We start from the raw sequence: 25,040 nt of genomic DNA, 5'->3' as shown, positions 1-25,040 counted from the left end.
GGGGATCCTTAGATGACTTCGACGGCTTTGAAATTGACGGTCCCAAGGGCACGTCCCGCGTCGTTGGTTTCAACGGATTGTGGTTCCACTTGCATGAGAACCGTGGCCTTGGAAAAGCGCACATCGGCCCCGACACTCACAGAGATCGGAAGGTGGGGGCGGATCTTAATGGTCAGGCTGCCGCCCACCGTGACAACTTCCTCGCGCACGACCGAGAAAAGGCGCCTGCCGCCGCCATCGGTTTCGATCGAAAGTCTGTCGCCGATTGAGGCGGTAAAGCCGTTCGCCAGACCGGACAGCGTCACCGCGTCATTGTTGACCCCGATAGACGCAATCACCCCGACGTCGCTAAAAGCGCCCCCGCTATGTTTGCGCGGTTGGAACCGGCGCGTGTCATAGGCCCAGAATGTGCCCATCGCCCCGTCCAACTCCAGCAGCTGCGATTCCGCTTGGACCAGATCATCGTGTCCAAGCATCACCGACCCGTAGGTCGCGATCCAGAACGGCGCGCCAAAATCGGACGTATAAGCGCGCCCGCCTTTGTCGCGCGACACCCGTTGATTTTGCTGAAGGGTGAAGCTTGTGGTCAGAAACGTATAGCCAAGCAACAGATCGGAAATCGGTGCCACAGTCATCTAACGACCCTCCCTGGTGCGCGGCAGATTTGAGATCACCTGTAGAACTTTGGGCTTAAAGCTGGCCTCCATCTTGGACATTTGCTTGGCCAGAAACTCTTTCATGCCGTTATCAACGCCGCGAAAATCATTGGCCATGGCGATCGAGACAGTCATCCCGCCGCCGCCCATGGTCTCGCCCTTGCGCAACACCCGCTCGCCCGCCTCCAAAATCGCTGGAACCTCATTGGGTTTCAGACCCGCAATTCCGCCGTTGTGATAGCGCGGGGCCCCAACAAACATCCTGGGCGATACTTGGCGCTTAGTCGTACCGGACCCCGCTATTCCGCCCGCATGATGCACCTCCGCCGAGAGGGACTCGCCAAAGCTGCCACCAATAGCCGAGCCCACTGATTTCAGGATGAAACTGACGCCTTCTTGCCGAACAATGTCGGCCAAAATCGCTTTAACAAGGGAGCCGAAGCCCTTCCATTCGTTGATGGAATTGGCAATACGATCAGAAAGCGTATCGAACAGTTCGTCGGTTTTGCTTTTGCCGTCCTCGAGCTCGTTCTTCATTCGATCGAGCGCATCGGTAAGGGCCGCAACCGAGATATGTTCCGCGCCATAGGTGGCCACCAATTGACGCCTAATCTCAACCGTCTTGGCAATGGTTTGCGCGCGGCGCTCCTCGGCTGTCATCATGCTTTGGATCGCGGTGATGGCCTCCTTTTCCAGCGTCTTGAGCGGTGATGTCGCCCCGCCTCCACCCTCTTTTTTGGGCGTGAAGATCGCCGAAATCAGCCCCTGTGTTTCGGACAGTTCAAGATTGAGCTCGAGAGTTTTTGTATAGGCCGCCGCGATCTGATCCGGCGTGGCGCCTGCTTTCACCAGCGTGATTGATTGCTGTTGTGCATCCCCGACCGCACTTACTTTGTCCTGGTTCGCCCCCGCCTGCGCCGCGTTCAATTGCGCCCGCGCGACCGACAGGCGATCGCCCAGATTTAGGTGCACGCTGCTCACCGCAGAAAGCGCCTGATTGAGCTGTGTCGCCGCCGAGGTCAGGCTGTCGGTGTCACCTTTGGTTTTCCTGAGTTCATTCTGGAAACTGGACATCGCGCGATCGAGTGTGGACACGATATCGCTTTCCGCCCCGTATTGCGCCACCAGCTTTTCCCGTGCCGCCGCGACCTCGGCTGTGACCGCCGCTTGCCGCTCCGCCGCCGACATATTCTGCGCGATGAACTTTTCCGCCATCTTGCGCGCCGCATCCACCTGCGTCCCCCATTCCTTGGCAGGCTCCACATCAAACGAGGTGCCTATGATTTCATTGGCCGATTGAATGGATTGAGCCGTGAGATCGACGGTCGCTTGCAAACCATCAATCGTGCGATCGAGCGCCAGCAGGTCCGCATTATAGGCTTTTGCGGCCCCTTTCGTTATGTTCTGTCGGTAGCTCGCGGGCAATTCCCCCGAATAGGCCGCGCCCTCATTCATGGCCTCGATGACCCGATCCTCAATCGACTTAATGTCCGCGCGCTCTTTGATCAGGCGATTTAACTCTTTGAGCCGCTCGGCTTGCAACCTTTGCTCGCCAATCTTTTCTTGCCGCAGCAAAACCTTCTTGGCTTCAAATTCCTGCCGCGTGGCCGCAATGATTTTCGAGGAGGCCTCGAGCGATTTATCGCCGCGCGTCTCTATGGCCGCATTGAGTTTTTCCAAGACCGCACGCAGATTATCGCTGGAGCCTTCAAGTTGGCCGCTCATCTGGTTGAGCCGTTCCAAACGCTCCGTCGCGCTTTCCGCCGACTCCCCCATAGTGAGGAACGCCGTGCCGGCAATCAGCAGCAGTCCAGGCCAACCGCCCAAAAAGGCAAAGGCGCCGCGCAAAGCGGACCCCGCCCCCGTCAGCAAGCGTGTGGAGAGCAAAAGACGTTTTTGCGCCGCATCAACCCCCGCCGTCGCAATGGCCTGCCGAGCGGTTGCTGCTGTCAATTGCGTGCGCGCTTTTATGGCCTGCTTGTTGGCCGAGGTCATGCGCTGGGTCGCAGCGCCTTGCAATGCCAGCTTGTCGACGCTGGCCTGCGTCGCCGCCACCCCCAGCTGTCGTTTTGCCACGAGTTCGTTTGCCGTGCGCAATTCACGATCGGCAGCAGTGGCAGCGGCATAGCGCGCCGCCGTCAAATCTTTGACGCCGCTCACAAAGCCAGTCATTTTACGCCCGCCGAAAGCCGCCGCCAGCGCAAAGCCTGCCACTTTCACGCTCTTGCCAAAGAGCTCGGCGGCCTCGGCATCCGATCCCAAGATCTCGCCCAACCCCTGCAGACTTTCCGCCGTGGCGCGCGACAAGCCAAGCCCCTTATCGAACCCTTCCGCCGCAACAATCGCGCCGTTTTTAAACACTTGTGCCGCCGCTTGCACCGTCACCTCGACATTGGCGAATTTCGCGTCGGCTTCTGCCTCAAGGCTTTGCAACGCACGGATCATCACCTCAGTCGTGATCACGCCCTCTTTGGCGAGATCCTTCAAATCCGCCAACGTGCCTCCCGCTTCCCGGGCAATCGCGCGGGTAAAACTGATGGGTGCGTTTTCGCGGATCGAACGCAATTCATCGCCCTGCAAAACGCCAGACTGCAGCGCTTGGGTGAATTGGACCATAGTGGACTCGCGCTCTTGCGCCGACTTCCCGCCGACGGCTAGCAACTTGTTGAGCGTTTCCATATCGCGAATGGTCTGCGTGAGGGCTTGCTGCCCCTCTAGCGATTTTTGCATCCGCTGCACGCCCTGTGCAAAGCCGGTAAAGCCGGACAAAGATTTCATCGAGCTGAGATAGACCGCCTCAAAAGTCTCTTGTGAGTCACCGCCGACATCTCGCAGGGCGTTCCGAATAAGCTTGCTTTGATCCACAAAATCCGACGCCACCTTGAGACCAAAGCCTGCGCCCAGAAAGGCCGTGGTCGATCGCAACCTTGCGCCCTGCGACACAAGGCGATCCATACCGCGCTCAACGCGGCCAAAAGATGAAAGTGTGCCCCGTTCAAAGCGCGAAATCCCACTGTCGATCCGCTTGAGCTTTTGAACAAACGGTCCGTCGATCGCATCAAATTCAGCAATAACCTTGCGCGCCATGCTCTAGTTTCCCTTGTTTCGTTTCACTTTGTGATCGTAAGCCGCCCAGAGTTCTTTCGGGGTTGCGGTCCAGAATTCGGACGGTGGCCAGCCCAGATCAACGGTGGCCACTTGGAAGGCTATTCGGAGAAGACCCCCAAGGCTTCGGACGCGATTTTCATCGCCGCCTTCTCCTCTTCCTTTTTTGCGAGGAGCTGCTCCGGCGTGTAAATGAGCCCTTCGATCAGCTCATTCTCTTTGCGCACCAGATCGCCATGCCAGAGGCCAAATTCAAACATGGCCTTCATCACGCCTTGCAGGGTGAACTTGTCGCCGCCCTCGCCCTGTTTGAGCGCCAGCAAAATCAAATAAGCGCGCACCTGCATCGGAGCGGAACCGTTGTTGAGCTTTTCGTAATGATCAACAATGCCGCCGTGGCGGGCTTCAAACTGCTCAGCGACCTCATAAGTCGGCAAGAGGGAATGATCCCTCCCGCCGAACTCGATATGAACGCGACCGCGCATTAGACGACGGTACCGCGCGTGATTGTGCCGTCTTCGCTGAACTCGAGACTGTGCGACACTTCACCTTCCGTGGGCGCGGTAAGCTCGGTAATGGCAACCTTGAAGTTACCCTCCCAAGTTTTCCCACCCGTCTTACTGGACTCGATCCACAAATAGGCCGCACCGTCGTTGTCATGCGCATCCCACAACAGGACAATGCCTGCCGGAAGGGGCGCTTCGTCGCCAAACGAACAAGACCCCGAAATGCCCTCATTGCCCTGCGAAGATTTAGCGCCGTTTTTATACGCGGTTTTTGAAACGCTTTTGCCAAAATTGAGGCTCATATCCCCTTGCAGTTCGATTGCGGTTTTAGCACCCACAGACGTTCCATCGGCGGAGATATAGAGAAGATAGTCTTTGCCCGACATGTTGGGCCTCCTTTTTTTGATTTAGACACACGAATTGACCCGACCAAATGGCCGAGCAAACAAAGGCGAACCCCGCCAAGGTTTAAGAAATCAGGATCGAATAGCGCAGGTGGCCGTGCTGGGTCACACCGTCCGCGTCTTTTTCATTGCTCATCGACTGAAACGACAGGGTTTCCCCCAGGAAGGCCTGCACCTTCAAAAAGCTATGGATCCCCGCAAGCACCTCTTTGGCGCGCTTTTGCCCCCGCGCGCCTAGGTCCGCCCCCTTTGGTCGATGGAAATAATGGATCTCGCAACTGTGACGCCCGCGCTCTTTGTTCTTCAGGCTTTGACCGGTCAGGCCAAACCCGTCGAGACGGATGAATTCCACCGGCGGTTTTTGCGGCGCATAGTCAAAAACCTCGATCGGGTCCGCCGCCAGCGCCAAAGCTACTTGCTCTGCGATCCACACTTGAAAGGGGAAAGCTTGTTCAACGGTCATAATTTCCTCACCACGCGATCAAGCGCCTTTTGCTGGGCTTTCACAAACCCGTCGGCCTCGTCTTCAAAGACCTCTTCATGGATATTGCGCGCCGGTTGGCGGTAGGTGCCGTAGAAAAACATCCGCAAATAGAAAGCCGATCGATGCGCACCTGGCGTCAACAAGCCGACACGGCCGCTCATTTTCTTTTCCGAAACAGAATGACGGTAAAACCGCCGCGCATTGCCAGTAATCCGCTGCATGCCGATCTTTCCGTGCCACAACGGCGCAAGCCGCCCCGCCGTGGCCAACCCCGCCATCACCCGCCGATACATGGTTTGGGATGAAATTTTCACCTCTTCGGTGGCTTCCTTGCGCAAGGCGCTTGGCGCATGCTTCAACGCGCGACGCAGCTCTTTTGCTCCTCGAATTTTAGCCATCAGCTCGGCTTTCCGATCGCGGCAGAGAGCGTCAATTCCACCCGCATCCCGCTCAAATCCACAGGCGGCGACAGAATATTCATCACCTCCTGCGTTTCCAAATTGACCGCCCGCATCGCCTCGGTGATGGCCAAACCGCCAGCGAAATAGCCAAAGTGCAGACGCACCGGTGGCATGGACGCGATACCGCCCGCCGTTTGTCTTTCAACGGCGGCCTGAAAGGAGCGCAGCGCCTCAATCCGGCAATCAAGAACCATGAATTCCTGCCATTGAATTTCGCGCCCACCGCCAGCAACCGGTGTTTCGACCGGATGCTCGATGCGGCAAATATCGGCGTAGATCACGGCTTTGGCTCGGGTTTCTCCTCAACGGGCTTTTGCTGAGTTTTCTCACCAAGGACCGCGACCTTGCGACCCACCAGCATATCAGCGACCGTTTCGGGAAGATCGCGCAGAACCTCGCCAACGGCACGGGTTTGGCCACTCACCGCCCGCGCCTTGATCATGGTCACGGTTTTCGTTTTCACTTTGACTTTTTTAAGCATTTCAAGCTCCCAAGAAATTTCGATAAGCTTCCAAAAGCATTTTATAACCGTTTGGAAGTTCGGAATTTTTACCATCAGATGCCGCTCCCCGGTTGCGATAGAGAAATGCAACATGCATCAAAATGGCGATGCAAATGGGAGATGGAAGGTCCGCCCCATAATCGTCTGCAAATATACGGTTCACATGGTTTTGAGCGTGAACGGTTGCAGCCTCAAGGTAGCCGGTCAGAAGCGTGTCATGCTCGTCATGGCGGACGCCAACTTCTTTTTTGGCGTCCGCAAGGCTGACTGCGCTCATGTCTTGGAGGTCGCTTTTTTCGTCGTCGCGCTTTCGGCTTTCGCAACCGCTGCCGTGCGCTCGTTCTCAAGCGTGGACTTCAAGGTGTCAGCTTCAGCCGCCATCGCGGCAAGATCGTCCTCGAGTTGTTTGCGCTCGTCAGACAGGGCGGCAACCGCTGCCGTCAGTGCGATGTTTTCCGCATCCTGCGCCGCAACCTTGCTCGCCAAATCTCCTGCAGTTCCCTGCAGCTCTTCCAAAGTGGCCTGCGTTGCCGACAGTTCCTTCTGCAGCACATCCGCATCCTGAGCACTGAAACTGGCCGCTGGCAATGGCGCGAGGCTTTTCACCTCCGCGTTCAGTTTTTTCGCCTGCTTTTCCGTCAGGACCGTCGCCGCAGGAGTGGCACCCGCCCGCAAGCCTTTGAGCGCTTTGGCCACGCGCGGATCCCGCTCATCGACGTTATAGATCACGCCAAACTTAAACGTGCCGACCGCCGTGTGACGGGTCGAATTCATTTTGATTAACATATGTCCTCGCACAATTTTAAGGTCACGCGCGCCGCCAATCGGCGCGCGCTGTTTCTTTCAATCCATCAATGGATTACACGAAGACAAAGTCGCCTTTGCACATGGCGAGCGCGCGTTTAATCGCCAAAGCAAGGCGCTTCTGCGCCTTCATGGTCAGCATGCCTTCCACGAAATTTGTGCCATGCTCAGAAGAAATCAGCACTTCCGTTTCCTGCCGATCATAAATCGTCGCCGCCAGCGCAAGATCGCCGGTCAACCATTCGCCCGCCCCCATGCCGGAGGTCTCGACCACATCCTTGCCCCAGAGCGAGGGCGAGGATTGCCCAAAGGCGTTGCCGAAAATATAACGCCCCGTCGTGTCCTTCAGCAGATCAATCGCCGCCCAATCCAGCGGATTGAGCACAAAGGACGACGCGATATGATCCTCCAGCGCGATCTGCAAAATCCCCAGGCGCAAGCGATCGATGCGCGTGGCATTGGGCAAGCCGGCAGCCGCCACAAAAGACGGCGCTTCGGTCAAAAGGCCACTGTGATTTTCGCCAAGACCATCACCCGCAAGCAGCTGGTTTTCTTCTTCAAGGTCCAATCCATAGCGCATTTCGCTGTCAATTTCGGTCTGCAACTCGTCGGCATCAGACATGGTTTCTTCGCTGATGTTGGTGACATGGGTGATTTTCTTCACCGGTGTCAGCTCTTTGTCCCAGCCATAGGCCGACGCCTGCGACGTGCCCCCTTCGGCCGTCGCCGCCGCCTGGTTGTCCCGCAGAACCTGTTTGCGCACATGGACGCCATTGCTGCCAGTTTTGCCCTGCGTCAACAGCCCCCGGATCAACAAACGCCGGCGTTGAATGCCAATCGGCGTGGTCTCTTCATGGCGGCTAATCAAACCACCGCCCGAACCAGCCGCCGTCGTAATCGCGTTCTGAACCGTTACTGACATGACTCCCGTGAAGCCGTTGGAAACAAAAGCTTTGATTTTATCGGTTTCGCCCGCAAATGCTTGCCCGAGACTTAACACTGGCCCGTTCTGACCTCCGCCTGCGCCGCCCTCGGCAAATTGCTGTGCGATGTCCTGCGTCTTGCTGTCGAGCCCCTCAACCTGCGCCTTCAAAGCTTCCACAACTTTGTTCATCGCGCTCTGCGAGGTGAGCAGCTTGTCGGCGGTAGCCTTTGTTTCCGCAGATACAACTCCGGATTTGTTTGCTTGCTTCAGCGCGTCCTCAGCTGTGCTTTTGACTTCGGAGCTGACCTTATCCAATTGGGCGCTAACTTTGGTCAGCAGAGCAACTGTATCGGTGTCGGCATCGTTGCGCGGCAGCATCATCACGCCCATTGGGAGCGCAGCCGAAAGGGTTGCCAGAGCAATGCTCGGCATTAAAAATCGTTTAGACATATTTGGTCTCCGTTAGATGTTGTTGATTTGAGTTAGGAGGCGCGTCGCCGCCTCATGAACAGCAGCGCTGGACGTACTGGATAGGGCAGCGCGAGACGTGCCCCCTTTCATCGCGGCGAAAATCTCGCGCCGCGTTGCTTTGGTGACACCGGAGCGCGCAAGCAAAAGGTCTGCTTTTTTCTGCGCAGCATGCGGCGTCAATTCCGTGGCGTTTTGAGCGTTGGTTTCGACCTGATCGGAAGAAAGAAGATCATCCGCAAACCCCTGATCGACGGCAGAGCTTCCCCCGATCCAGGTCTCCTTGTCCAACATTGCGGAAATTTTCTTACGGTCGATCGACGTTCGCGCGTGGTAAATATCAACCGCAGCTTCGTCGAAAGGTTTCAACCAATCGGCAACGTCGCGGAAGGAATGCTGATCTCCGGCACTCATCACCCAAGTATTGTGGATCATCAGAAAACTGGCCCGCGCCATCAGCAGGTTGTCCGCCGCCATCGCAATCACCGAGGCCGCAGACGCCGCCATGCCGATGATTTTGACCGTGACCTCGCCTTTATGCTCCAGCAACAAATTATAGATCGCCAGCCCCTCAAAGAAACTTCCGCCTGGGCTGTTGATCACAACCTCGACCGGATTTGGGCCAATCCGCCGCAAAGCCGCCGAAATACGTTTGGCCGTCACCCCTTCGCCGTACCAATCCGCGCCGATCGGGTCGAGAATTGTGATTGTGTTTTCGCCACTCTCCCCTTCCGAGGCCATCACATCGGGGTTCCACTGATTGATCGCGCGCTCTGGAATGTCAGAGCGACAATTTGGGAGCGTGTTGAGGGTTGCCTTAGGCAATATGCGAAGTGTCATTTTTCACCTGTCATGAGTTTTTCAAGGGGAGCCAAAGCGGTCTGCGCGATCAATTGATCCGCAGCCCCGCCACGTTTGGGCAGGTTGATTTTCGTGCGCGCTTCGTCGGCGGACATAATGCCCGAGGTGCGCATTTTGGAGAGGAATTCCCCCTTCGCCACACTGTCCATCTGCAGCATGGCTTCGCGGTTATATTCAAAATACCAGCGCCGCCGCTTCTCGATCGGAATCAGATCGCGATTGAACCGCGCCTCATTGCGACACAAAAGCGGATTGATCCCCGTTGTCAGCCAAGACAGCATGATCGATTCAACGCCCGACCCCCACATGGTTTGACCTTCAGAGGCATGGCCAATCACGATCGGCGGCGTGCCAAACCAGCGGCAAACATCTTCAACGCTAAAGCGCCGCGTTTCCAGCATTTGAATATCTTCAGGATTGAACTGGAGTTGTTGAAACTCAAGAACCCCCGGAAGCGCCATGACTTTGCCAGCCTTCTTTGAACCGGTATAGGCTTCGAGCATCTCCTGAAGCTTTGCGCGTTGGGGTTCTGTCAACGATTGATCCGCCTTGAGAATGCCGCTGGCCATCAGGCCGTTGGCAAACACCGCGCCGGCAGTTTCATCCGCCGCCAGCGCCAAGCCCATGGAATTCGCACCATAAGAAACCGCCGACAACCCCAAGCCATCGCCCGCGCCAAAGCCGCGCATATGCAGCACTTTTTCAGCCGGAAGATCATACTGGCGGCCATCTTCCGTGACCCTGTATTTGAAACCTGTGGAAATCCTCACGGGCTTAACATTATGCAGCGGTCTCAGCCCGACGAGCCGTTTTCCCAAGAGAATTTTTTCGGAATAGGCGTTACCCGAGAGAAGCTTTTTGGCTTCCTGCCCTTCCCAATGCTCAACGCCCGTCTGAATGGTGTTTGGTGAAAGCTTCACCATTTGCGATAGGTCGTTTTCGATTTTTACGCGCGACCCATCCGCTTGCTTCTCAAAGAGGTCCAAGGGCAAGGTCGAAACGATTTGCGCCGTCTTACTGACACAGGCCCAGACCGCTGAGACATTGAGCGCGGCCTTCTCGGATACTATTTTCCCAGCGGCAGACGTCACCCCACTCGACGAAATTGCCTCGCTCGACGACAAAGACACCCAGCCGGATTCACCGCTGGCCAGTTCTTGGCGCACCACGCGCGTTGCCGCCTTCAAAAATCGGATCATATCACCATCACAGGGTTTGAGAGAAATTCATCCATGTTTGCTTTCATAGACGGCGAAGGATTTTGGCTCATCAGCATCACCGCATCAAAAAACGCCATCAAGGGGTCGATCTTGCCAGACCCGGACAATTGCTTGGTCACGATTTGGGCGTTGCCGCGCATTTCCGCCCGCGCATTGCCCACGCACCAATTCATCAGCGCCTGGTCACAATGTTTGAGGGAGCCGTTTTTCAATTTTCGCGGCGCACCTTTGATCGCGGCATTGAGTTTGTAGCCCTGCGACACCGCCGCAAGTTGCGCTTCACTGATCCCCGCACCGATAAGCGCGTCGATGATCGCCGCAACGCCCTCCGGATCGAGGCCGATCGCGTTTTCGTCTGGAAGCAACCCCGCGTTGTTTAAATCCGCACATATTTCTGCAACGGCGGAAATATCTTCCACGCCATCACTCACGAAAACCAAATCGCCAGCCTTTTCGAAATCCTCAAGTTCCGCCACGATATTTTTGCGACGTTCTTTCACCAGCTCGTCGGCAAAGGCTTTCGACCAGCTCAACCAAATCTTCGTTGTCCTATGGCGGCCAATCACCGTGAGGCCCAAAAGGTCATCGAGGCCACCGCCATCGATCCCGACGACGCAAACGTCGCAAACTTCCTTGATTTTCTCATAGGTTAGATTTTCGTCTTCCGAGCTGAGCCAATATTCGCCGCCGATCCAAAGATCGGAATGCGTCCCCAGCCCGATTTGAATGTTCAAATGCTGCGAGGCCCAAAGGATTTTATCCTCAAGCCCTTTGTCCATCGCCTGCCGAAACAAAGGCGTCAGCCGGTGAATCTCGATCGAACGCCCAAGATTTGGCAGCACCATCGGCCAATACTTCGGATCTTGCCAAAGTTCCCTTTTGTCTTTCTGGAAGGCTTCCGAGAACTCATAGAGGATCGGCAAGAGCCGAACCTCTTCTTTGATCAGGCCATCCCGAACACCGCGTGCATATTCCAGCTCGGATTTAAAAATACCTGCCGGCGGATCAACCGATTGCGTTGTGATCATGATCAAAAGCGTATCGGGCCGTGTGATCATGCCGCCACGTATTTGCCCCAGAACCTTTTTCGCATAGTGGTTTTTGGCCATGATGTGCAACTCGTCCAAGATCACAAGGATCGGAATTGCGCCGGTCATCACCTTCATATCGAACGTCTTGATTTTCAGAACCGCACCAGTGATCCGGTGCTCAATCGTTTTGATATGCCCCCGCACCTGAAATAATGCTTTCAAGGTTTCATCCGCCTCGATCATCCCGATTGCTTGAGAAAAACAGGTGTCCGCTACCTCAAGCGACGGCCCGACGATCAGCATCACCGCATTAGGCACCAAATTGAGCACCAGCGCCGTGATCCCAAGCGCCGCCGAGTTGGTGGTTTTCGAGTTCTTCTTTGGCACCAGAACGAACAACTCGCCAATCAGACGCTCAGACGTGCCCTCAACATAAGCGCCAAAGGCTGCGCGCACGATATCGCGAAACCATTGCCCGCCCGCCTGCGCCATGGTCGGTTGCCCGATCACATCCGGAAGGCGCAGGGAATTAAAAATCGCTTCGGCTTGATCCGCCTTCCTGGTGTCGATCGGCAACGCGCAAATCGGCGTTTCCCCCGCTTTGAGTTTTTCCTCCCAATCAAGGCAAGCAAAGGAAAAATCTAGCGCCACTTCGGCCCCCTAATGTTTGAAATCCGAATAACTCGGCAAATGCGCCGCAACCCCACCCTCGGCAGTAGCGGTGATGTCGCGCGCGTCTTTGCTTTGTTGCGCTTTTTTGCCCAGCGGCTTTTCCTTGGCCTTCCCGTCGCCGCGCGCTTTGCCCGCCAGAGCTTCCAACTCGCTGCGCTCAGCTTGCTTCAGCAGTTCTTTCATCGCGGCGACGTTTCCGCCCTGCGCTGCCTTGAACAACATCAGCATCACTTGCGCTTTGATTTCAGACACCGCGATCGAGGCGCCTTTCTTCAAAGATAGAAAATAATGCTTGCGCAGAGTCGGCGCCGACAGGCCAAGCTCCTTGGCAATCTGCGCCTGCGTCCAACCTGCAATCGCTAATAGTCTGATTTTGTTATGATTTTCACGACAGGCCACATGACCATCCCGCCCTGCCTTGCCATGGTTGTCCGGGATCGGATCGCCAAGCAGATCAAATTTCGCCGCCATGAAAAAAAACCTCTACGTGAGGGGAGACGGGTCGATATGCCCAAAAACCCCTGAGTTTGACCCCACCCCCCTCCTCGCCGAGGTACAGGATATTATCCAACGTTTTCAATGACGTGACAGCCTCACGCCAGACCGCGTTTCTCAAGGCTTTGCTTCTCGCGATCGTGCCAGGCTTTCGCCACCGCTTGCAGGTTGCTTTCGTCCCAGAACAGATCGAGGTCGCCGCGATGGGGCTTGATGTGATCGACCACCGGACTGTTTGCCTCCGGATATTTGCCAATCAAAGCCACGCCGGTTTGCTGGCAGAGGTAGCCATCCCGCGCCAAGATTTTCTGGCGCAGCTTTTGCCAGCGGTAGCTCTTGATCGGACCTTCCGAGCGCCGTTGCCCTTCCACCGCCAGCGGTACCGGCTGGGCCAAGCGCGGCTTCACCCGCGACAGGCGCGACGGGATGGTTTTCAAACGCCCCACGAGTGCGCGCCTTTGATGCGGACCGACAGCATAGAGATATCCAAAATGTGAGAGGCAGGCGTGACGCCGAAAAGCAAAAACGCCCAGACCGTTTCCGGTGGGCGCAGTTGGTGATATTATCGACATAAGTGGACGCGGATTAAATAAAGATCAACACAAATTTTGCCCCTCTGCCCACGAGAGGATCCTTGAGCCGCCCTTCTGCGCGCCAGACATCCTCTCAAGACAGGCGCACAGCGCTTTGAAAACAATAGAAACATTGCCACCCAAGGACCAGCCGTGCGCGGTCAGGACTTCACTCAGATTTTTTTCTTGCAGGCAGACCATATCCACTAAAACACGGTCATAGATCATCACCCGCGAGCCGCGCGCCGAGGGGCGAACCCGTCGCACCACCATCGCCGCACCGCTGCCAATCAGCCGCTGCTGGCGTCGGATTTCCTCGCCTGCCGCCAGCACCGCATCCATGAAATTGCCGCCCGATCCGCCGCCGCCCGTGGCCTCAAGTGAGGAGCATTTGACGCCCGCCGAGCTGTGACGCTCCACCAGATCGCGGTAGAGCCGCCCGGCATCCATTTGCCGTTTGCTGAACATGTTGGCACCTTGGCTGCGCCGTGCCGCCTGGGCATTCATCACGTCAAAGATGTCCGCCGCGCGCAACGCCTTGCGCCCCTCAAACCCCGATCGCACCACGCGAATGTTGCCTTCCTTGGTCACAGCAGTTTCCAGCGGTTCAAACCGCAACACAGGACCACGTGCTGGGGCTGCTGGAATTTCTGGACCACAGAGCGGCGGTACCGTGCCGCGCGCTTTCACCGCCGCAATCCGCGCCGCCTCAGCTTCCACCAACCGCTTGGAAATAACCCGCGCCACTCCCGCCGGAGTAACCCGCACCACGCCACCTACCTCAATCTTTGCCATGTTCATGCGCCCGCCTCGTTTTTGCAATTTTCTGCCTCCAGCACCGCCAGCGCACGGCGTTCATAACCCGCATATCCCGCCATCCAGTTCAGATCCGACGGCAGCGCGGTGTCGCGGTCCTGCTGCGCCCGAATACGATCCAACCGCCGCTTATTGGCGGCCCCGCGCTCGCGCAAATTCCGCTCCGCATAAGATCCAAGAACATGCTTGCCCGCCTTCAAATCGGAATAGAACTCAACCAGATAGCCGCCCTCATAGGCGCGCTGCCCTGCCTTGGACCCGATCAGGCTATGGACCATTTCGCTGTCGCTCGCCTCGGGCTCCTGAAACCGTTTCGCATTGTTTAGAAAGCTGATCTGCGACGGCCACTGGTCGCGCGCCTTGCCACCAGCCAAGCCGATCATCACGCTTTTGAGGCCCTTGAGGTTCGGCGCATCCATGTAGGCCAGAATGGCGGCCAAATTATCGAGCATCTTGTCATGCGCCTCAACCGTGTCGCCGCGCTTACGCTTCATGCCCAACTCGACCAACGGCGCAATCAGAAGGTCGCGCACCCGCTCTTTGCCTGCCTTCAACTCTTCCGCATTCATCGCCTCAATCCTCTCCGCTCAATCTTCACTTGCCTCAAGCCCAACTCCAATTATTGGAGTCGGCTCCTCAAAAAAAGGAACTCACTTCTTCCCAAGCCCTGCCCGTTTCATCTCATCGGTCGACAGCATCGTTTTGGCGATCAAACATTCCAAAACACGGCTGGGAATGGCCTGCGCATTTGGCTTGCCGCCGCCCTTCACAAATTCGCAAACCTGCTTTGCTTCAAACTGCTCGGAGTTTGTGAAAAACTGCGCCTCGCGCGTCCGCGCATGGTTAATTACTGGTTTACTTACAGGTTTCTCTCCAGTGGGCTGGAGACGGCTTTGCCGCCAAATTGGAGACGGGTCGCCCCCTAGATTGGAGACGGCTCCATCTCCAGTATTTGGAGACGGGTTTGGCGATTTCTCCATCTCGAAACCCAGAATATAGCGTGTCGGTTTTTGCCTTTTTGAGCCCTTCTCGCGTTCCCGATGGCGGGCGATCAATCCCTTCGCTTCGAGCGCATTGAGAGCGTTGTTCACCGTGCCGTTTGAGGCCCCCGTACAGCCCCGTAAATAGGCCTGCGTCGGGAAGCAACCCTTCGAAGGGTTGTGACAATCACAGAGGTGAAACAGGATGCGGAACTCGCTTGCCCCGATCAAATCGGCCGGAATACCCGACAGCCAATTGGTTGCTTTATGGCTCATCCTGCGGCCTCCGCTGCGTCGATTATGTTGGTGATGATTTGCCGCGCCGCCCGCATTTCCGCGATGACCTCGGCGCGTTCTTTGTCGGTCAATTGTTCGGGATCATCGCTGATTGCCGAAAACAATGCAGTGAGATATGCGACTGCCGCGAGTAAAAAAGTCCGGTCACTCGGCAATATAAATGTCTGTGAAACTCGGAACCACAAGCCATTTCCGATGCGGAAACACCCTTCAAAAGGGCGTACAAATGGTCCAAGCCAATCACGCACTAAGCTAGATTGCGAACCAGTCGAACGCGGTTTTACTGGACTTGAAGGGATTAGCGTTGTTAACGTCGCCAGATTAATTAGTATGCATAAGGCTTTATGATGATACGGAAATTCCTCAATATCTTTAGAAGTACCGACCCGAGCCCCGCTGTCACGCAAAACGCCTCGAGTAGGCCTGGACAAAATGAATTGTTCGACCGCACATTCAGATTTGTTGCTGTGGACGTGGAAACAGCTAATGGGAACCAGCACAGCATCTGCCAGATTGGCCTCGCTATGGTCACCGAGGACGGTGAGATCGAGACTTTGAGCTATTTTGTCGACCCCAAAGAGAAGTTTGAAAGCTTTAACTCCAATCTCCATGGCATCGACAAACATGTGGTTGCAGGCGCGCCAGATTTTTCCAGCGTTCTCCAATCTCTGCGCCCGTTTCTTGAACGGCATACGCTCATACAACACAGCAATTTTGACAAACAAGCCTTCAATGCCGCGAGCAAAAACTATGGAATACCGGCTTTGCGTTCCAATTGGCTCGATAGTGTTAGGATTGCCCGAAAGGCGTGGCCGGAATTTACTGGCAATGGTGGCCACGGCCTCGCAAACCTCAAGCAAGAACTTGCGCTGGATTTCAAGCACCATGATGCCGAAGAAGACGCAAGAGCTGCCGCCTGCATCGTTTTGCTTGCAGAGGAGAGAACCAGTCTGCAGTTCCCTGAACTTGCCGCTCCCGCACGAAAGGGTGCGGCCAAATTTCCCGTTTCGATCGCAGTAGAGGGCAACCATAAAGGGCCGCTCTTTGGTCATGTCGCCTGCTTCACTGGCCAACTGAAACTTTCGAGAACCGAAGCGGCCACAACCGCTGCCGGAGCAGGTATTTCTGTAAAAGCAGGTATTTCGAAAAAAATCACACTTCTGATCGTCGGCGATCAGGACCTGACCCTGCTTGCTGGGCACGAAAAGAGCACTAAACACCGGCGCGCGGAAGAACTGATTGCAGAAGGCTGCGCCATCAAAATCATTGGTGAAGGAGAGTTTCTCGATTTGGTTAGAACCTAGCTCCATCGCGTAAGGGGCACTCATCCTGCCGCCTCCGCTGCGTCGATTATGTTGGTGATGATTTGCCGCGCCGCCCGCATTTCCGCGATGACCTCGGCGCGTTCTTTGTCGGTCAATTGTTCGGGATCATCGCTGATTGCCGAAAACGCGCGGATCAGGGCGGAGTGCGCCTGCCCCGTCGCCAATGTGCTTTGCGCCGCCAGCTCCTTGAGGCAGCCATGCTTAACCCCCTCGCGCCCGGTGCGTTCAAACATCCGGTTGGTGATCGGGAAAGCGCCGACGAAGTCCTCCACCGCAACCGCCGCGTCCACCGTGACGCCAATGATGCCGCTGCACATCTTGGAAACCGTGCCCTTTGAGCCTGTACCATAACGGGCCTCTAAAACCGCCGCGACGGCATCAACGCCGCCAGCGCGGCGCACGAGCCCGTCGAAAATCCCGCGCGTAACTGGATCACCCACTGGAAACCTCGTTTCTTTTTAAATGTTGGGAAATGCCCTCAAGGTTGGGGCAGAGAACTTTCCTTTCGAGACCCGAACTAGACAGCCGCAAAAGAAGATCAGCGGAAATATCAAAACGCCTATTCTTACCAGCGGTCAAAATAATGCTTAAGTACGGTGCCGGAATGCTGTTTTTTTGAGCCCATTTATGCACCCTTCCTAAGGATACACTCACGTCTTCAGCAAATGCCGCCCGAGAAGGCCACAATGCAATCAAATCTCTGAAAGTAGAAAAATCATCCATTCTCCACAATTAGTGGAAGAATTTACCATTAGTCAATAGTGGACAAAACATCCATGGAAATATCTTCCATACATAGGCAATAATTGAAGTATGAAAAACATCAAAAACACCCATACATCTCACAACCCTTTCCATCCGGTTCTAGTCGGGGAACGGCTCGCAGCACTTAGAAATCACTACAAACTGAATAAAGCAGATTTCGCTGATTCAGTGGGAATTGATCGATCCAGCTACACCAAAATTGAAAATGGGACAAAACCCCTAAAAGCCGATATGGCTTATATTATTGCCGAAAAGTGGGGGATTTCAATGGACTTCATCTACCGTGGCCGCTTGACAGAACTGCCTAAGAACCTCGCCGACGCCTTAACTACAATACAACGCGGCGAGAAGCTGTAAACTTTATCAATTGACACGCCTGTTAAGTTAGACACCCAAAACAAAACACGCTCTCCAAACCCATAGCTACTCAAATCACCCTACCCCATGATTGCTTCAAAATAGTATTGCGCCAAGATTTGGCTGATATCACACGGCATAGCAATGGATGTTTTGTCCATAATTTTATTTGACAGTGGAAAAATCGTCCATTAATGATCTTTCATCAACCCGATGGAGGTCTTTATGTTTCTAGCCGATTTACCCCGAGCAACAGCGCAAGCGATAGCGGCTACGCCTGACAAAGTGCTGAGCAATGAAGAACTTGTCCCAACCCACGCCCTTCGCACCCTCGCCAAAGGTGGCCCAGAGCGCGTTTTCGGCGTCATATCTTTGGAAGATCAAGCCGCCCTCGCAATGTACTTGCCTGACGTCATCGGTGAACTGCTCGCCTATCGCGTCCAAAACGCGGCGTCGTGCACATGATCGATCTAGAGCACATTCAAACCTGTATCGGCTCGCTCCAAATGCGCACCGAAGAAGAACGCCCCAGCCATTTTGCAAGCTGGGTCGTGGAGCAAGGCGGCACATGGCCCATCATGCCGCGCGGCGTGGCCCATTTGGTCGAGGTACAGCTTTTCGAAATCACCGGCCTTGGCACCTCCCCGATTGAGGCCATCCGCGACTGGATGAAATGCGCCAGCCGCCGCATTGAAACCGCCGAGAAACTGAACACCGCGCGCAACGCACTACGCCTTCCTGACATCATCAGCGACGCAGATATCGCAACCCATTGCGAGATCCTGAAATCACTCGGCACCCCAGAAGATAGCCACCTTGCGCGCCAACTATTGGCCGCGATCGGCAAACACAAAAAACCTCAGCCGACCCACGCTTGAAACGGATCGGCCACCTCGGCCGAAGGTACTTCCTCCCGCCTTCGGCCACTTTTACAACCGCGGGAGCCTCCCACCCGCACAAACGCGCGCGCAGCCATTTCACTCACGGAATTCCCAGCTGCGCGCGCCCAATTCAAAACAGCGAGACCGTCATGCCGAAAGATTTCACAAAACGTAACGCGCACGTCGTCGATCTGGCGCGTCTTGGCATGAAGTTTGACGAAATAAGGGAACAGACCGACCAAAACATGTCGAGGAGCACCTTCAACGTGATCATTCGCGAAGCCAGAGAACGAGGCATCAAATTCCCTGCGAGAAGGAGGGCACGCCGTCCCAAAGCCGCCTATGTCCCCGCCCAGAAAACAGCAATGGAATTGTTGAAGCTAGAACCACACACGTCTGAAAGCCTTCGCAGAATTGCACGAAGAAGAAGAACGACCGTCGAAATCCTGTCCGCACAAATCTTAAGTGCGACAGCGAACATGGCTGCGGTCAAATTCCTCTTAGACCAGCGATACTCGCGATAGCCAAGTTGGAACATCAAATCCGCACGACAAAAAGCGAGGCCGCATCATGACGGAGCCCCACAACTCTAACCGACTGGTCGGGAAAGCATGGGTCCTCCTCGAAGGTGCTGCGATGCTCGCCTTCTGGGCAATCATTATCCTCACTGGATGGTTTCTAATTGTCTGGATTGGCTTTGCAAGTTGGGAGGCAATCCGATGACTTTACCGAAGGAGCCTTGGCTATGAATCGACAATCACCAATCTTTGCCAGCGAACGAACCGCGGCAAAAATGCTTGAAATGCCCTGCGCCGACTTCAAGCGGTTGGTGGAAAAAGGTGCATTGCCCAAACCCGTAACGATCGGCGGCGAGTATGTCCGTTGGTCCGTGCGGGAACTTGAGGCTATAAAGAGCGGTGAAATCATGGACGGTCAATTTGAATGGTGAAGAAAACAACCAAACCTCACTTGCACAAAATCACGCGAAAAGGCCGAGAGTACTGGTATTTTCGCCGATCAGGGAAGTATATCCGCCTGCCCGACGACCCAGATAGCCGAGAGTTTGATACCGCCTATTGGGAGATCCGATCGGGCAAAACCAGCATAACAAAAACTACCTTCGACGCCCTGGTTACGAGCTACTACCAAACGCCTCGCTTTAAGAGCCTTAAGCCCAACACCCGCACGGAATACCGCCGGACCCTTGAGCTGATCCGAGAGAAAAATGGGAAACGTGACTTCACGAAAATGCGCCGTAGAGATGTGATTGCTGCAAGGGATGCCTATGCCGACACATGGCGCAAGGCAAACGCGATGGTTGAGCAGCTTTCAATCCTAGCCAACCATGCAATTGAGTTGGAATGGATCATAGCCAATCCCGCATCGGGCGTCTCGAAGTTAAAGGGAGGAGAATACCATCCATGGCCAGAAGATAAGCTCGAAGCCTTCGAACGTTATTGTAAACGTGAAAGCCTAGATACTGAATTGCTGGCTTTTCATCTCTGCACAGGAACAGGCCAGCGCATTGGCGACGTGGTGAAAATGGAGTGGAGCCATTTTGACGGCGAATACATGGAAGTCTTGCAGGAAAAGACAAACAGCCGCGTTTGGGTATTCTGCCCTGCCAGACTTCGCGCACATTTAGCGAATGCCCCCAGGGCAGGCAAGCACATCCTAGCAAAGAACCTCACGACGCCGATCTCAAAGCGCCACGTTCAAAAGCTGGTTCTAGAAGTGCGCGAAGCAATCGGGGCCAAAGAGTTTGTTATTCATGGCTGGCGCTACAATGCTGCGCGTGAGCTCGCAGACGCTGGATGTAGCGATTCCGAAATTCAAGCCGTGACGGGGCATAAGACGCTGACGATGGTTCAAAAGTATCGCGCCCAAGCCAATCAAAAAAAGCTCAGCAAGACTGCACAAGAAAGGAGGAACAGAACAAATACGAAACGTGAAAGTGATAACTAAATTGATAAACTTGAGAATTGACCAACTAAGCGAAACACCACTTTTATCAATTTTATATAATAAAATCAAAGTGGTGCGGGTGAGAGGACTCGAACCTCCACGCCTCGCGGCGCCAGAACCTAAATCTGGTGCGTCTACCATTCCGCCACACCCGCACTCATGGGGCCGAGGCCACCATTCGCGCCCTTCTAGCCTAGAGGTTTCCCCTATGCGAGTGGAAAATGCGCCAATATTAAAGTTTTTTCGCCGCCCCGCCAAAAGAACTGCCCTCAATGCGAGTCTTCGGGGCAACATCAATCAAATATTAACGAATTTCCGCCAAAAAAAACCTAAGTCTCCCCCTTTGTGCCCTAGGTTGAGGAAAACCTTGAGGCGGTTAAAAGAGAGCACGTCTATGAAACCGAAAACGGTCCGACGCGCGCAAACAGGGAACGCTCCCCAGGCGTGCCTTGTGACGAATCTTGCGCGGAAAATCGAAGACACTGGGCCAACCTTGCCGTCCGGCTTTGCGACGGGAAGTATTGTCCTAACGCTGAAAGGCGAAATGCCTGTCGAGCATCTGCGCGCGGGGGACCGCATTATCACGCGCGACATCGGCATGGCGCAACTCAAAGCCGTCACCACCACCCGCTCCGACTCGGCCTACCGTATTCGCGCCAGCGTCTTGGGGCATGATCGTCCCGCAAGCGAACTTCTGGTCGCCGAAGGGCAACGCATATTGTTGCGCGACTGGCGGGCGAAAGCGATGTTTGGCGAGGCCGAAGCTTTGGTGCCCGTAAGCCGCCTTGCGGACGGTCACTTCATTGCACGCGAAACCTCCACAGAGACTGTATTCTATGCACTTGAGTTTGAAACGCCGCATATTCTCTATGTGGACGGTCTCGAAGTCGCCAGCGCGCCGCCTATCCGTGTAAACGCTTAAGAACGCTCGGTAAAACCTCCGGCAAGTCCTCGGAAATCAACCCCGCTCCAAAAATGCGGGCGCAGTCCACATGCAGCCAAGCTGCCGTCTGCGCCGCCTCATAGGGCGCAAATCCGCGCGCCAGAAGCCCTGTGATAAACCCCGCCAATACATCTCCCGACCCCGCCGTTGCCAACCACGGCGCCGCGCGTTCATAGGCGGCGGCGTTAATACAAGCCCGCCCCTCTGGGGTCGCAATTACCGTATCCGCCCCTTTCAACAAAACCACACATCCCGCTCGTGCAGCAGCCTCTCGCACGGCATCAACCTTGGTACATCCTGCCGACAAATGCTCTGCGATATCCGGAAATAACCGCGCAAATTCGCCCGCATGGGGCGTCAAAACACATGCCTCATGCAACATCTCAAACAAATCCGCAGGGGCCGTTGCAAACGCCGACAAGCCATCGGCATCCACCACGCTCGCGCGCCGCGCCAAAAGCACCGCCCGAACCAGACCCCGCGTCTCGGCGCGGCTCCCGAGCCCCGGCCCCACACAAAGCGCGTTGATCCGGCTATCTTCAAGGATTTCCGTCAACCCCGCCCTATCCGCAACCCGCGCCAGCATCACCGCATTAAGCTGGCAGGCGTTTTCCAAAATCGCCGCCGGAGGGCACCCGAGCGTCACCAACCCCGCGCCAATCCGCAAAGCCCCGCGCGCCGCCAACCGCGCCGCGCCGCCGTGGCCAACACCCCCGCACAGCACAAACGCATGTCCATGGGAAAACTTATGCCCTTCGCCTCGTTTTTGGAGCCTTTCCGCATTCGGGCTCGCCAAACGGACTCCCTCCCCAGACACACAAAATCCGTCCAAACCAATATCCTTGACCACCAACCGCCCGCAGGCCGCAGGGCCATCCGCCAAGTAATGCCCCGTTTTGGCCCGATGAAAACTCACCGTCAGATCCGCAGAAATGCGCCCTTCAACGGCGATTTCCCCCACATAACGGCCACTATCCGCACTCAAACCACTTGGCACATCCACCGCGACAACCTTGGGACGCCCTGCTGCCCCCCTGTCCTTCATCGCCAATGCCGTTTTCTCAAGCCCTTCTAACTTCCGCGTAAGTCCCGTGCCAAACAGGGCATCCACCACCAACTCTGCCGCCTCAAATACCGGCTCCCCCAATGGATGCACCGCGCCAAGTGCACACCAACGCACATAGTTCGCCTTGGCGTCGGGCGGAAGCCGCGCAGGACCGCCCCACAAACAAACCTCCACCTCCCAGCCCCACTCCCGCAACAAACGCGCAATCACAAAGCCGTCGCCGCCATTATTTCCCGGCCCACAGAGCACAACTGCGCGCCCGCCGGACTGCGCAAATTCTGGCCATTCCTCAAAAATGGCCGCCACTACGCCGCGCCCTGCCCGCTCCATCAACTCAAGCCCTGTGACCGCGCCCGACGTGATCGCAGCTTGTTCGACACCGCGCATTTGCGCCGCTGTTATAAGGTCCGTCATAACTTCACTTTCAAACTTATTCCTGAGGAAATCAAAGTCACCAGTCCGAAACCTCTGGACCTGCATTGCCCCAAAAGTTTTCATACTGCCCTATTTTTAATCAAATCGCACAATTAACGAACTTAACGCCCAGATTCCCCGCCCCCACCGTGGATGCGTCAGCATAGCCAATTGTTCCCTGATTAGGAAAGTGTTCTGAACACTTCGACAGCGGAGATTCCCCGACCCATTCAAAGGAGACGCACAATGAAAAAAATTGAAGCCATTATCAAACCGTTCAAATTGGACGAGGTAAAAGAAGCGCTCCAAGAAGTTGGCGTTCAGGGTCTTTCGGTAATTGAAGTCAAGGGTTTCGGCCGTCAGAAGGGCCACACGGAGCTTTACCGTGGCGCCGAATATGTTGTCGATTTCCTGCCCAAAGTAAAAATCGAAATCGTGCTGGCCACCGATCAGGTAGATGCCGCAATCGAAGCCATTATCAATGCTGCTAAAACCGACAAAATCGGCGATGGCAAAATCTTTGTGTCCTCCATTGAACAGGCCATCCGCATCCGGACCGGCGAAACCAACGAAGACGCATTGTAAGTTAACAACGCCGCGCAAGCGGTTCTAATCTAACACTAAACCAGAGGGAAGAGAAACAGATGAGCATAGCTGCCGTTCTCAAACTTATTGCCGACGAAAATGTTGAATATGTGGACGTTCGTTTCACAGACCCACGTGGCAAACTCCAACACGTCACCTTGATCTCAGACATCGTCGACGAAGATTTCTTCGAAGACGGGTTCATGTTTGACGGCTCGTCCATCGCGGGCTGGAAAGCGATCAACGAATCCGACATGAAATTGATCCCAGACCCAAAATCGGTCTATATGGACCCGTTCTATGCGGAAAAAACACTCTGCATTCACTGCTCCGTTGTTGAGCCTGATACCGGCGAAGCCTACTCCCGCGACCCACGTGGCACCGCGGAAAAAGCCGAAGCTTACCTCATCGCTTCCGGCGTAGGTGACACGTCCTATTTCGGCCCAGAAGCTGAATTCTTCCTCTTTGACAATGTGCGCTTCTCCAACTCGATCAACAAAGTGTCTTACGAAGTTGACGCGCTGGACGCTTCTTGGAATACAGACGCAGAAGTCGAAATGGGCAACATGGGCCACCGTCCTGGTCTCAAAGGCGGCTACTTCCCCGTCAACCCAATCGACGATGCCCAAGACATTCGCTCCGAAATGCTTTCCACTATGAAGCGTATGGGCATGAAAGTTGACAAGCACCACCACGAGGTTGCCTCCTGTCAGCACGAGCTTGGCCTGATCTTTGGCACGCTCACCGAGCAAGCCGATCACCTGCAAAAATACAAATACATTGTGCATAACGTCGCGCACGCCTATGGCAAATCCGCGACCTTCATGCCAAAACCAATCTATGGCGACAACGGCTCTGGCATGCACGTAAACATGTCGATCTGGAAAGACGGCAAGCCGCTCTTTGCGGGCGACAAATACGCGGATCTCTCCCAAGAAGCTTTGTACTTCATCGGTGGTATCCTCAAGCACGCCAAAGCTTTGAACGCCTTCACAAACCCATCGACAAACTCCTACAAGCGTTTGATCCCTGGTTTTGAAGCCCCCGTTCTGCGCGCCTATTCCGCGTCCAACCGCTCTGGTTGTGTGCGTATTCCGTTCTCGGAATCCCCCAAGGCAAAACGCGTTGAAGCGCGTTTCCCTGATCCCGCAGCAAACCCCTACCTTTGCTTTGCAGCCTTGTTGATGGCTGGCCTTGACGGCATCCTCAACAAAATCGATCCCGGTGCGGCGTCCGACAAAAACCTCTATGACCTGCCACCAGAAGAGCTTTCTGGCATCCCGACGGTTTGTGCGTCCTTGCGTGAAGCGCTCGAAGAATTGGCAGCGGATCACGACTTCCTGCTCAAGGGCGACGTGTTCACAAAAGACCAAATCGAAGGCTACGCAGCCCTCAAATGGGAAGAAGTTTACACTTTTGAACACACACCACACCCTGTGGAATTCCAAATGTACTACAGCTGTTAATATTTAACGGTTTC

Annotated in this window: 35 protein-coding genes and 1 tRNA gene; 11 read left to right on the top strand and 25 right to left on the bottom strand. The window is 55.3% G+C overall.

Translation table 11 applies throughout. The annotated features are described in order from the left end of the window. Positions 1-8 precede the first annotated feature (8 nt). The 21 genes from AB9F26_RS05185 to AB9F26_RS05085 all read right to left on the bottom strand — a co-directional run bounded on the left by AB9F26_RS05185 (position 9) and on the right by AB9F26_RS05085 (position 15,414). On the bottom strand, positions 9-635 hold the full coding sequence (locus tag AB9F26_RS05185; RefSeq protein ID WP_369767463.1) for a hypothetical protein: 627 nt from the start codon (positions 633-635) through the stop codon (positions 9-11). After that, positions 636-3,743, bottom strand: coding sequence for a tape measure protein (locus AB9F26_RS05180; RefSeq protein WP_369767462.1), 3,108 nt, complete (start codon positions 3,741-3,743; stop codon positions 636-638). It abuts the gene before it with no gap. 3 nt (positions 3,744-3,746) lie between these two features. Further along, positions 3,747-3,854, bottom strand: coding sequence for a phage tail assembly chaperone (locus AB9F26_RS05175; RefSeq protein WP_369756924.1), 108 nt, complete (start codon positions 3,852-3,854; stop codon positions 3,747-3,749). A gap of 8 nt (positions 3,855-3,862) precedes the next feature. Beyond that, the gene (locus AB9F26_RS05170) at positions 3,863-4,246 is read right to left on the bottom strand and encodes a hypothetical protein (protein ID WP_369756923.1); all 384 of its coding nucleotides are present in this window, start codon (positions 4,244-4,246) and stop codon (positions 3,863-3,865) included. Continuing rightward, positions 4,246-4,653, bottom strand: coding sequence for a hypothetical protein (locus tag AB9F26_RS05165; RefSeq protein WP_369756922.1), 408 nt, complete (start codon positions 4,651-4,653; stop codon positions 4,246-4,248). Before AB9F26_RS05165 ends, AB9F26_RS05170 begins: the two co-directional genes overlap by 1 nt. Positions 4,654-4,735: 82 nt before the next feature. Continuing rightward, on the bottom strand, positions 4,736-5,134 hold the full coding sequence (locus tag AB9F26_RS05160) for a hypothetical protein (protein WP_369767460.1): 399 nt from the start codon (positions 5,132-5,134) through the stop codon (positions 4,736-4,738). Then, complete coding sequence (locus AB9F26_RS05155; RefSeq protein ID WP_369767459.1) at positions 5,131-5,553, bottom strand: hypothetical protein; 423 nt, start codon at positions 5,551-5,553, stop codon at positions 5,131-5,133. Before AB9F26_RS05155 ends, AB9F26_RS05160 begins: the two co-directional genes overlap by 4 nt. Continuing rightward, on the bottom strand, positions 5,553-5,897 hold the full coding sequence (locus AB9F26_RS05150) for a hypothetical protein (protein ID WP_369756919.1): 345 nt from the start codon (positions 5,895-5,897) through the stop codon (positions 5,553-5,555). Before AB9F26_RS05150 ends, AB9F26_RS05155 begins: the two co-directional genes overlap by 1 nt. Then, positions 5,894-6,097 (bottom strand): hypothetical protein, encoded by a 204-nt coding sequence (locus AB9F26_RS05145; RefSeq protein ID WP_369767458.1) that lies wholly within the window; start codon positions 6,095-6,097, stop codon positions 5,894-5,896. The genes AB9F26_RS05150 and AB9F26_RS05145 overlap by 4 nt, the downstream gene beginning before the upstream one ends. A gap of 1 nt (position 6,098) precedes the next feature. Further along, positions 6,099-6,395 (bottom strand): head-tail connector protein, encoded by a 297-nt coding sequence (locus AB9F26_RS05140; RefSeq protein ID WP_369767457.1) that lies wholly within the window; start codon positions 6,393-6,395, stop codon positions 6,099-6,101. Beyond that, a complete protein-coding gene (locus tag AB9F26_RS05135) occupies positions 6,392-6,904 on the bottom strand; it encodes a hypothetical protein (protein WP_369767456.1) in 513 nt (170 codons plus the stop codon). Before AB9F26_RS05135 ends, AB9F26_RS05140 begins: the two co-directional genes overlap by 4 nt. Positions 6,905-6,977: 73 nt before the next feature. Then, positions 6,978-8,237 (bottom strand): phage major capsid protein, encoded by a 1,260-nt coding sequence (locus AB9F26_RS05130; protein ID WP_369767455.1) that lies wholly within the window; start codon positions 8,235-8,237, stop codon positions 6,978-6,980. Between the two features lie 72 nt (positions 8,238-8,309). Continuing rightward, a complete protein-coding gene (locus AB9F26_RS05125; protein ID WP_369767454.1) occupies positions 8,310-9,155 on the bottom strand; it encodes a head maturation protease, ClpP-related in 846 nt (281 codons plus the stop codon). Beyond that, positions 9,152-10,375 carry a phage portal protein gene (locus AB9F26_RS05120; RefSeq protein ID WP_369767453.1) on the bottom strand — a complete coding sequence of 408 codons (1,224 nt, stop codon included), beginning with the start codon at positions 10,373-10,375 and terminating at the stop codon, positions 9,152-9,154. The genes AB9F26_RS05125 and AB9F26_RS05120 overlap by 4 nt, the downstream gene beginning before the upstream one ends. Next, complete coding sequence (locus AB9F26_RS05115; RefSeq protein WP_369767452.1) at positions 10,372-12,078, bottom strand: terminase large subunit; 1,707 nt, start codon at positions 12,076-12,078, stop codon at positions 10,372-10,374. The genes AB9F26_RS05120 and AB9F26_RS05115 overlap by 4 nt, the downstream gene beginning before the upstream one ends. Before the next feature lie 9 nt (positions 12,079-12,087). Further along, positions 12,088-12,570 (bottom strand): hypothetical protein, encoded by a 483-nt coding sequence (locus AB9F26_RS05110; RefSeq protein ID WP_369767451.1) that lies wholly within the window; start codon positions 12,568-12,570, stop codon positions 12,088-12,090. A 122-nt stretch (positions 12,571-12,692) separates the two neighbouring features. Beyond that, entirely contained in the window at positions 12,693-13,040 is a 348-nt protein-coding gene (locus AB9F26_RS05105) for an HNH endonuclease (protein ID WP_369767450.1), read from the bottom strand. Positions 13,041-13,190: 150 nt separating this feature from the next. Then, entirely contained in the window at positions 13,191-13,961 is a 771-nt protein-coding gene (locus AB9F26_RS05100; protein ID WP_369767449.1) for a hypothetical protein, read from the bottom strand. A 2-nt stretch (positions 13,962-13,963) separates the two neighbouring features. Next, a complete protein-coding gene (locus tag AB9F26_RS05095; protein WP_369767448.1) occupies positions 13,964-14,551 on the bottom strand; it encodes a hypothetical protein in 588 nt (195 codons plus the stop codon). An 81-nt stretch (positions 14,552-14,632) separates the two neighbouring features. Then, positions 14,633-15,238, bottom strand: a complete 606-nt coding sequence (locus AB9F26_RS05090; RefSeq protein WP_369767447.1) for a helix-turn-helix domain-containing protein — start codon at positions 15,236-15,238, stop codon at positions 14,633-14,635. Continuing rightward, positions 15,235-15,414 carry a hypothetical protein gene (locus AB9F26_RS05085; protein WP_369767446.1) on the bottom strand — a complete coding sequence of 60 codons (180 nt, stop codon included), beginning with the start codon at positions 15,412-15,414 and terminating at the stop codon, positions 15,235-15,237. Before AB9F26_RS05085 ends, AB9F26_RS05090 begins: the two co-directional genes overlap by 4 nt. A gap of 189 nt (positions 15,415-15,603) precedes the next feature. Between AB9F26_RS05085 and AB9F26_RS05080 the strand changes: the two genes are divergently transcribed. Continuing rightward, positions 15,604-16,563 (top strand): exonuclease domain-containing protein, encoded by a 960-nt coding sequence (locus AB9F26_RS05080; RefSeq protein ID WP_369767445.1) that lies wholly within the window; start codon positions 15,604-15,606, stop codon positions 16,561-16,563. Between the two features lie 20 nt (positions 16,564-16,583). Here the strand turns inward: AB9F26_RS05080 and AB9F26_RS05075 are convergent, their stop codons facing one another. Together AB9F26_RS05075 and AB9F26_RS05070 are read right to left on the bottom strand one after the other, a co-directional pair. Beyond that, positions 16,584-17,024 carry a hypothetical protein gene (locus tag AB9F26_RS05075; protein ID WP_369756906.1) on the bottom strand — a complete coding sequence of 147 codons (441 nt, stop codon included), beginning with the start codon at positions 17,022-17,024 and terminating at the stop codon, positions 16,584-16,586. Beyond that, entirely contained in the window at positions 17,017-17,307 is a 291-nt protein-coding gene (locus AB9F26_RS05070; protein ID WP_369767444.1) for a hypothetical protein, read from the bottom strand. Before AB9F26_RS05070 ends, AB9F26_RS05075 begins: the two co-directional genes overlap by 8 nt. Positions 17,308-17,397: 90 nt before the next feature. Here AB9F26_RS05070 and AB9F26_RS05065 point away from each other — a divergent pair, with 90 nt between their 5' ends. The 7 genes from AB9F26_RS05065 to xerC all read left to right on the top strand — a co-directional run bounded on the left by AB9F26_RS05065 (position 17,398) and on the right by xerC (position 20,552). Further along, positions 17,398-17,706 (top strand): helix-turn-helix domain-containing protein, encoded by a 309-nt coding sequence (locus AB9F26_RS05065; protein ID WP_369767443.1) that lies wholly within the window; start codon positions 17,398-17,400, stop codon positions 17,704-17,706. A 225-nt stretch (positions 17,707-17,931) separates the two neighbouring features. After that, positions 17,932-18,171, top strand: coding sequence for a hypothetical protein (locus AB9F26_RS05060; RefSeq protein WP_369767442.1), 240 nt, complete (start codon positions 17,932-17,934; stop codon positions 18,169-18,171). Continuing rightward, positions 18,168-18,584, top strand: a complete 417-nt coding sequence (locus tag AB9F26_RS05055; protein ID WP_369767441.1) for a hypothetical protein — start codon at positions 18,168-18,170, stop codon at positions 18,582-18,584. The genes AB9F26_RS05060 and AB9F26_RS05055 overlap by 4 nt, the downstream gene beginning before the upstream one ends. 152 nt (positions 18,585-18,736) lie before the next feature. Further along, on the top strand, positions 18,737-19,111 hold the full coding sequence (locus AB9F26_RS05050) for a hypothetical protein (RefSeq protein WP_369767440.1): 375 nt from the start codon (positions 18,737-18,739) through the stop codon (positions 19,109-19,111). 46 nt (positions 19,112-19,157) lie between these two features. Beyond that, on the top strand, positions 19,158-19,310 hold the full coding sequence (locus AB9F26_RS05045) for a hypothetical protein (RefSeq protein ID WP_369767439.1): 153 nt from the start codon (positions 19,158-19,160) through the stop codon (positions 19,308-19,310). 22 nt (positions 19,311-19,332) lie between these two features. Beyond that, positions 19,333-19,536: a helix-turn-helix transcriptional regulator gene (locus tag AB9F26_RS05040; RefSeq protein ID WP_369767438.1), complete on the top strand. Its 204-nt coding sequence runs from the start codon at positions 19,333-19,335 to the stop codon at positions 19,534-19,536. Then, positions 19,530-20,552, top strand: a complete 1,023-nt coding sequence (xerC, locus tag AB9F26_RS05035) for a tyrosine recombinase XerC (RefSeq protein WP_369767437.1) — start codon at positions 19,530-19,532, stop codon at positions 20,550-20,552. The genes AB9F26_RS05040 and xerC overlap by 7 nt, the downstream gene beginning before the upstream one ends. Before the next feature lie 71 nt (positions 20,553-20,623). Here the strand turns inward: xerC and AB9F26_RS05030 are convergent. Next, positions 20,624-20,707, bottom strand: a tRNA-Leu gene (locus AB9F26_RS05030). Positions 20,708-21,003: 296 nt separating this feature from the next. On the opposite strand from AB9F26_RS05030, the gene AB9F26_RS05025 reads away from it, so the two are divergent. Then, the gene (locus AB9F26_RS05025) at positions 21,004-21,474 is read left to right on the top strand and encodes a Hint domain-containing protein (RefSeq protein WP_369767436.1); all 471 of its coding nucleotides are present in this window, start codon (positions 21,004-21,006) and stop codon (positions 21,472-21,474) included. Here the strand turns inward: AB9F26_RS05025 and AB9F26_RS05020 are convergent. Further along, positions 21,455-22,975: an NAD(P)H-hydrate dehydratase gene (locus AB9F26_RS05020; protein WP_369767435.1), complete on the bottom strand. Its 1,521-nt coding sequence runs from the start codon at positions 22,973-22,975 to the stop codon at positions 21,455-21,457. The genes AB9F26_RS05025 and AB9F26_RS05020 overlap by 20 nt on opposite strands. Positions 22,976-23,221: 246 nt before the next feature. On the opposite strand from AB9F26_RS05020, the gene AB9F26_RS05015 reads away from it, so the two are divergent. Next, positions 23,222-23,560, top strand: a complete 339-nt coding sequence (locus AB9F26_RS05015; RefSeq protein ID WP_335584843.1) for a P-II family nitrogen regulator — start codon at positions 23,222-23,224, stop codon at positions 23,558-23,560. Positions 23,561-23,619: 59 nt separating this feature from the next. Beyond that, entirely contained in the window at positions 23,620-25,026 is a 1,407-nt protein-coding gene (gene glnA / locus AB9F26_RS05010) for a type I glutamate--ammonia ligase (protein WP_335584842.1), read from the top strand. Positions 25,027-25,040 lie beyond the last annotated feature (14 nt).

Source organism: Falsihalocynthiibacter sp. BN13B15 (assembly GCF_041205415.1).
Lineage (GTDB): Bacteria > Pseudomonadota > Alphaproteobacteria > Rhodobacterales > Rhodobacteraceae > Falsihalocynthiibacter > Falsihalocynthiibacter arcticus.
Note: the sequence above shows the minus strand (reverse complement) of the source record. Positions and strands in the feature narration are given on the sequence as shown.

What these genes read in the sequence shown, in the direction of transcription:
- AB9F26_RS05185 (WP_369767463.1), bottom strand. Translation starts at nt 635, where the DNA reads ATGACTGTGGCACCGATTTCCGATCTGTTGCTTGGCTATACGTTTCTG.
- AB9F26_RS05180 (WP_369767462.1), bottom strand. Translation starts at nt 3,743, where the DNA reads ATGGCGCGCAAGGTTATTGCTGAATTTGATGCGATCGACGGACCGTTT.
- AB9F26_RS05170 (WP_369756923.1), bottom strand. Translation starts at nt 4,246, where the DNA reads ATGCGCGGTCGCGTTCATATCGAGTTCGGCGGGAGGGATCATTCCCTC.
- AB9F26_RS05165 (WP_369756922.1), bottom strand. Translation starts at nt 4,653, where the DNA reads ATGTCGGGCAAAGACTATCTTCTCTATATCTCCGCCGATGGAACGTCT.
- AB9F26_RS05160 (WP_369767460.1), bottom strand. Translation starts at nt 5,134, where the DNA reads ATGACCGTTGAACAAGCTTTCCCCTTTCAAGTGTGGATCGCAGAGCAA.
- AB9F26_RS05155 (WP_369767459.1), bottom strand. Translation starts at nt 5,553, where the DNA reads ATGGCTAAAATTCGAGGAGCAAAAGAGCTGCGTCGCGCGTTGAAGCAT.
- AB9F26_RS05145 (WP_369767458.1), bottom strand. Translation starts at nt 6,097, where the DNA reads ATGCTTAAAAAAGTCAAAGTGAAAACGAAAACCGTGACCATGATCAAG.
- AB9F26_RS05140 (WP_369767457.1), bottom strand. Translation starts at nt 6,395, where the DNA reads ATGAGCGCAGTCAGCCTTGCGGACGCCAAAAAAGAAGTTGGCGTCCGC.
- AB9F26_RS05135 (WP_369767456.1), bottom strand. Translation starts at nt 6,904, where the DNA reads ATGTTAATCAAAATGAATTCGACCCGTCACACGGCGGTCGGCACGTTT.
- AB9F26_RS05130 (WP_369767455.1), bottom strand. Translation starts at nt 8,237, where the DNA reads ATGGGCGTGATGATGCTGCCGCGCAACGATGCCGACACCGATACAGTT.
- AB9F26_RS05125 (WP_369767454.1), bottom strand. Translation starts at nt 9,155, where the DNA reads ATGACACTTCGCATATTGCCTAAGGCAACCCTCAACACGCTCCCAAAT.
- AB9F26_RS05120 (WP_369767453.1), bottom strand. Translation starts at nt 10,375, where the DNA reads ATGATCCGATTTTTGAAGGCGGCAACGCGCGTGGTGCGCCAAGAACTG.
- AB9F26_RS05110 (WP_369767451.1), bottom strand. Translation starts at nt 12,570, where the DNA reads ATGGCGGCGAAATTTGATCTGCTTGGCGATCCGATCCCGGACAACCAT.
- AB9F26_RS05100 (WP_369767449.1), bottom strand. Translation starts at nt 13,961, where the DNA reads ATGGCAAAGATTGAGGTAGGTGGCGTGGTGCGGGTTACTCCGGCGGGA.
- AB9F26_RS05095 (WP_369767448.1), bottom strand. Translation starts at nt 14,551, where the DNA reads ATGAATGCGGAAGAGTTGAAGGCAGGCAAAGAGCGGGTGCGCGACCTT.
- AB9F26_RS05090 (WP_369767447.1), bottom strand. Translation starts at nt 15,238, where the DNA reads ATGAGCCATAAAGCAACCAATTGGCTGTCGGGTATTCCGGCCGATTTG.
- AB9F26_RS05080 (WP_369767445.1), top strand. Translation starts at nt 15,604, where the DNA reads ATGATGATACGGAAATTCCTCAATATCTTTAGAAGTACCGACCCGAGC.
- AB9F26_RS05070 (WP_369767444.1), bottom strand. Translation starts at nt 17,307, where the DNA reads ATGGATGATTTTTCTACTTTCAGAGATTTGATTGCATTGTGGCCTTCT.
- AB9F26_RS05065 (WP_369767443.1), top strand. Translation starts at nt 17,398, where the DNA reads ATGAAAAACATCAAAAACACCCATACATCTCACAACCCTTTCCATCCG.
- AB9F26_RS05060 (WP_369767442.1), top strand. Translation starts at nt 17,932, where the DNA reads ATGTTTCTAGCCGATTTACCCCGAGCAACAGCGCAAGCGATAGCGGCT.
- AB9F26_RS05055 (WP_369767441.1), top strand. Translation starts at nt 18,168, where the DNA reads ATGATCGATCTAGAGCACATTCAAACCTGTATCGGCTCGCTCCAAATG.
- AB9F26_RS05050 (WP_369767440.1), top strand. Translation starts at nt 18,737, where the DNA reads ATGCCGAAAGATTTCACAAAACGTAACGCGCACGTCGTCGATCTGGCG.
- AB9F26_RS05045 (WP_369767439.1), top strand. Translation starts at nt 19,158, where the DNA reads ATGACGGAGCCCCACAACTCTAACCGACTGGTCGGGAAAGCATGGGTC.
- AB9F26_RS05040 (WP_369767438.1), top strand. Translation starts at nt 19,333, where the DNA reads ATGAATCGACAATCACCAATCTTTGCCAGCGAACGAACCGCGGCAAAA.
- xerC (WP_369767437.1), top strand. Translation starts at nt 19,530, where the DNA reads ATGGTGAAGAAAACAACCAAACCTCACTTGCACAAAATCACGCGAAAA.
- AB9F26_RS05020 (WP_369767435.1), bottom strand. Translation starts at nt 22,975, where the DNA reads ATGACGGACCTTATAACAGCGGCGCAAATGCGCGGTGTCGAACAAGCT.
- AB9F26_RS05015 (WP_335584843.1), top strand. Translation starts at nt 23,222, where the DNA reads ATGAAAAAAATTGAAGCCATTATCAAACCGTTCAAATTGGACGAGGTA.
- glnA (WP_335584842.1), top strand. Translation starts at nt 23,620, where the DNA reads ATGAGCATAGCTGCCGTTCTCAAACTTATTGCCGACGAAAATGTTGAA.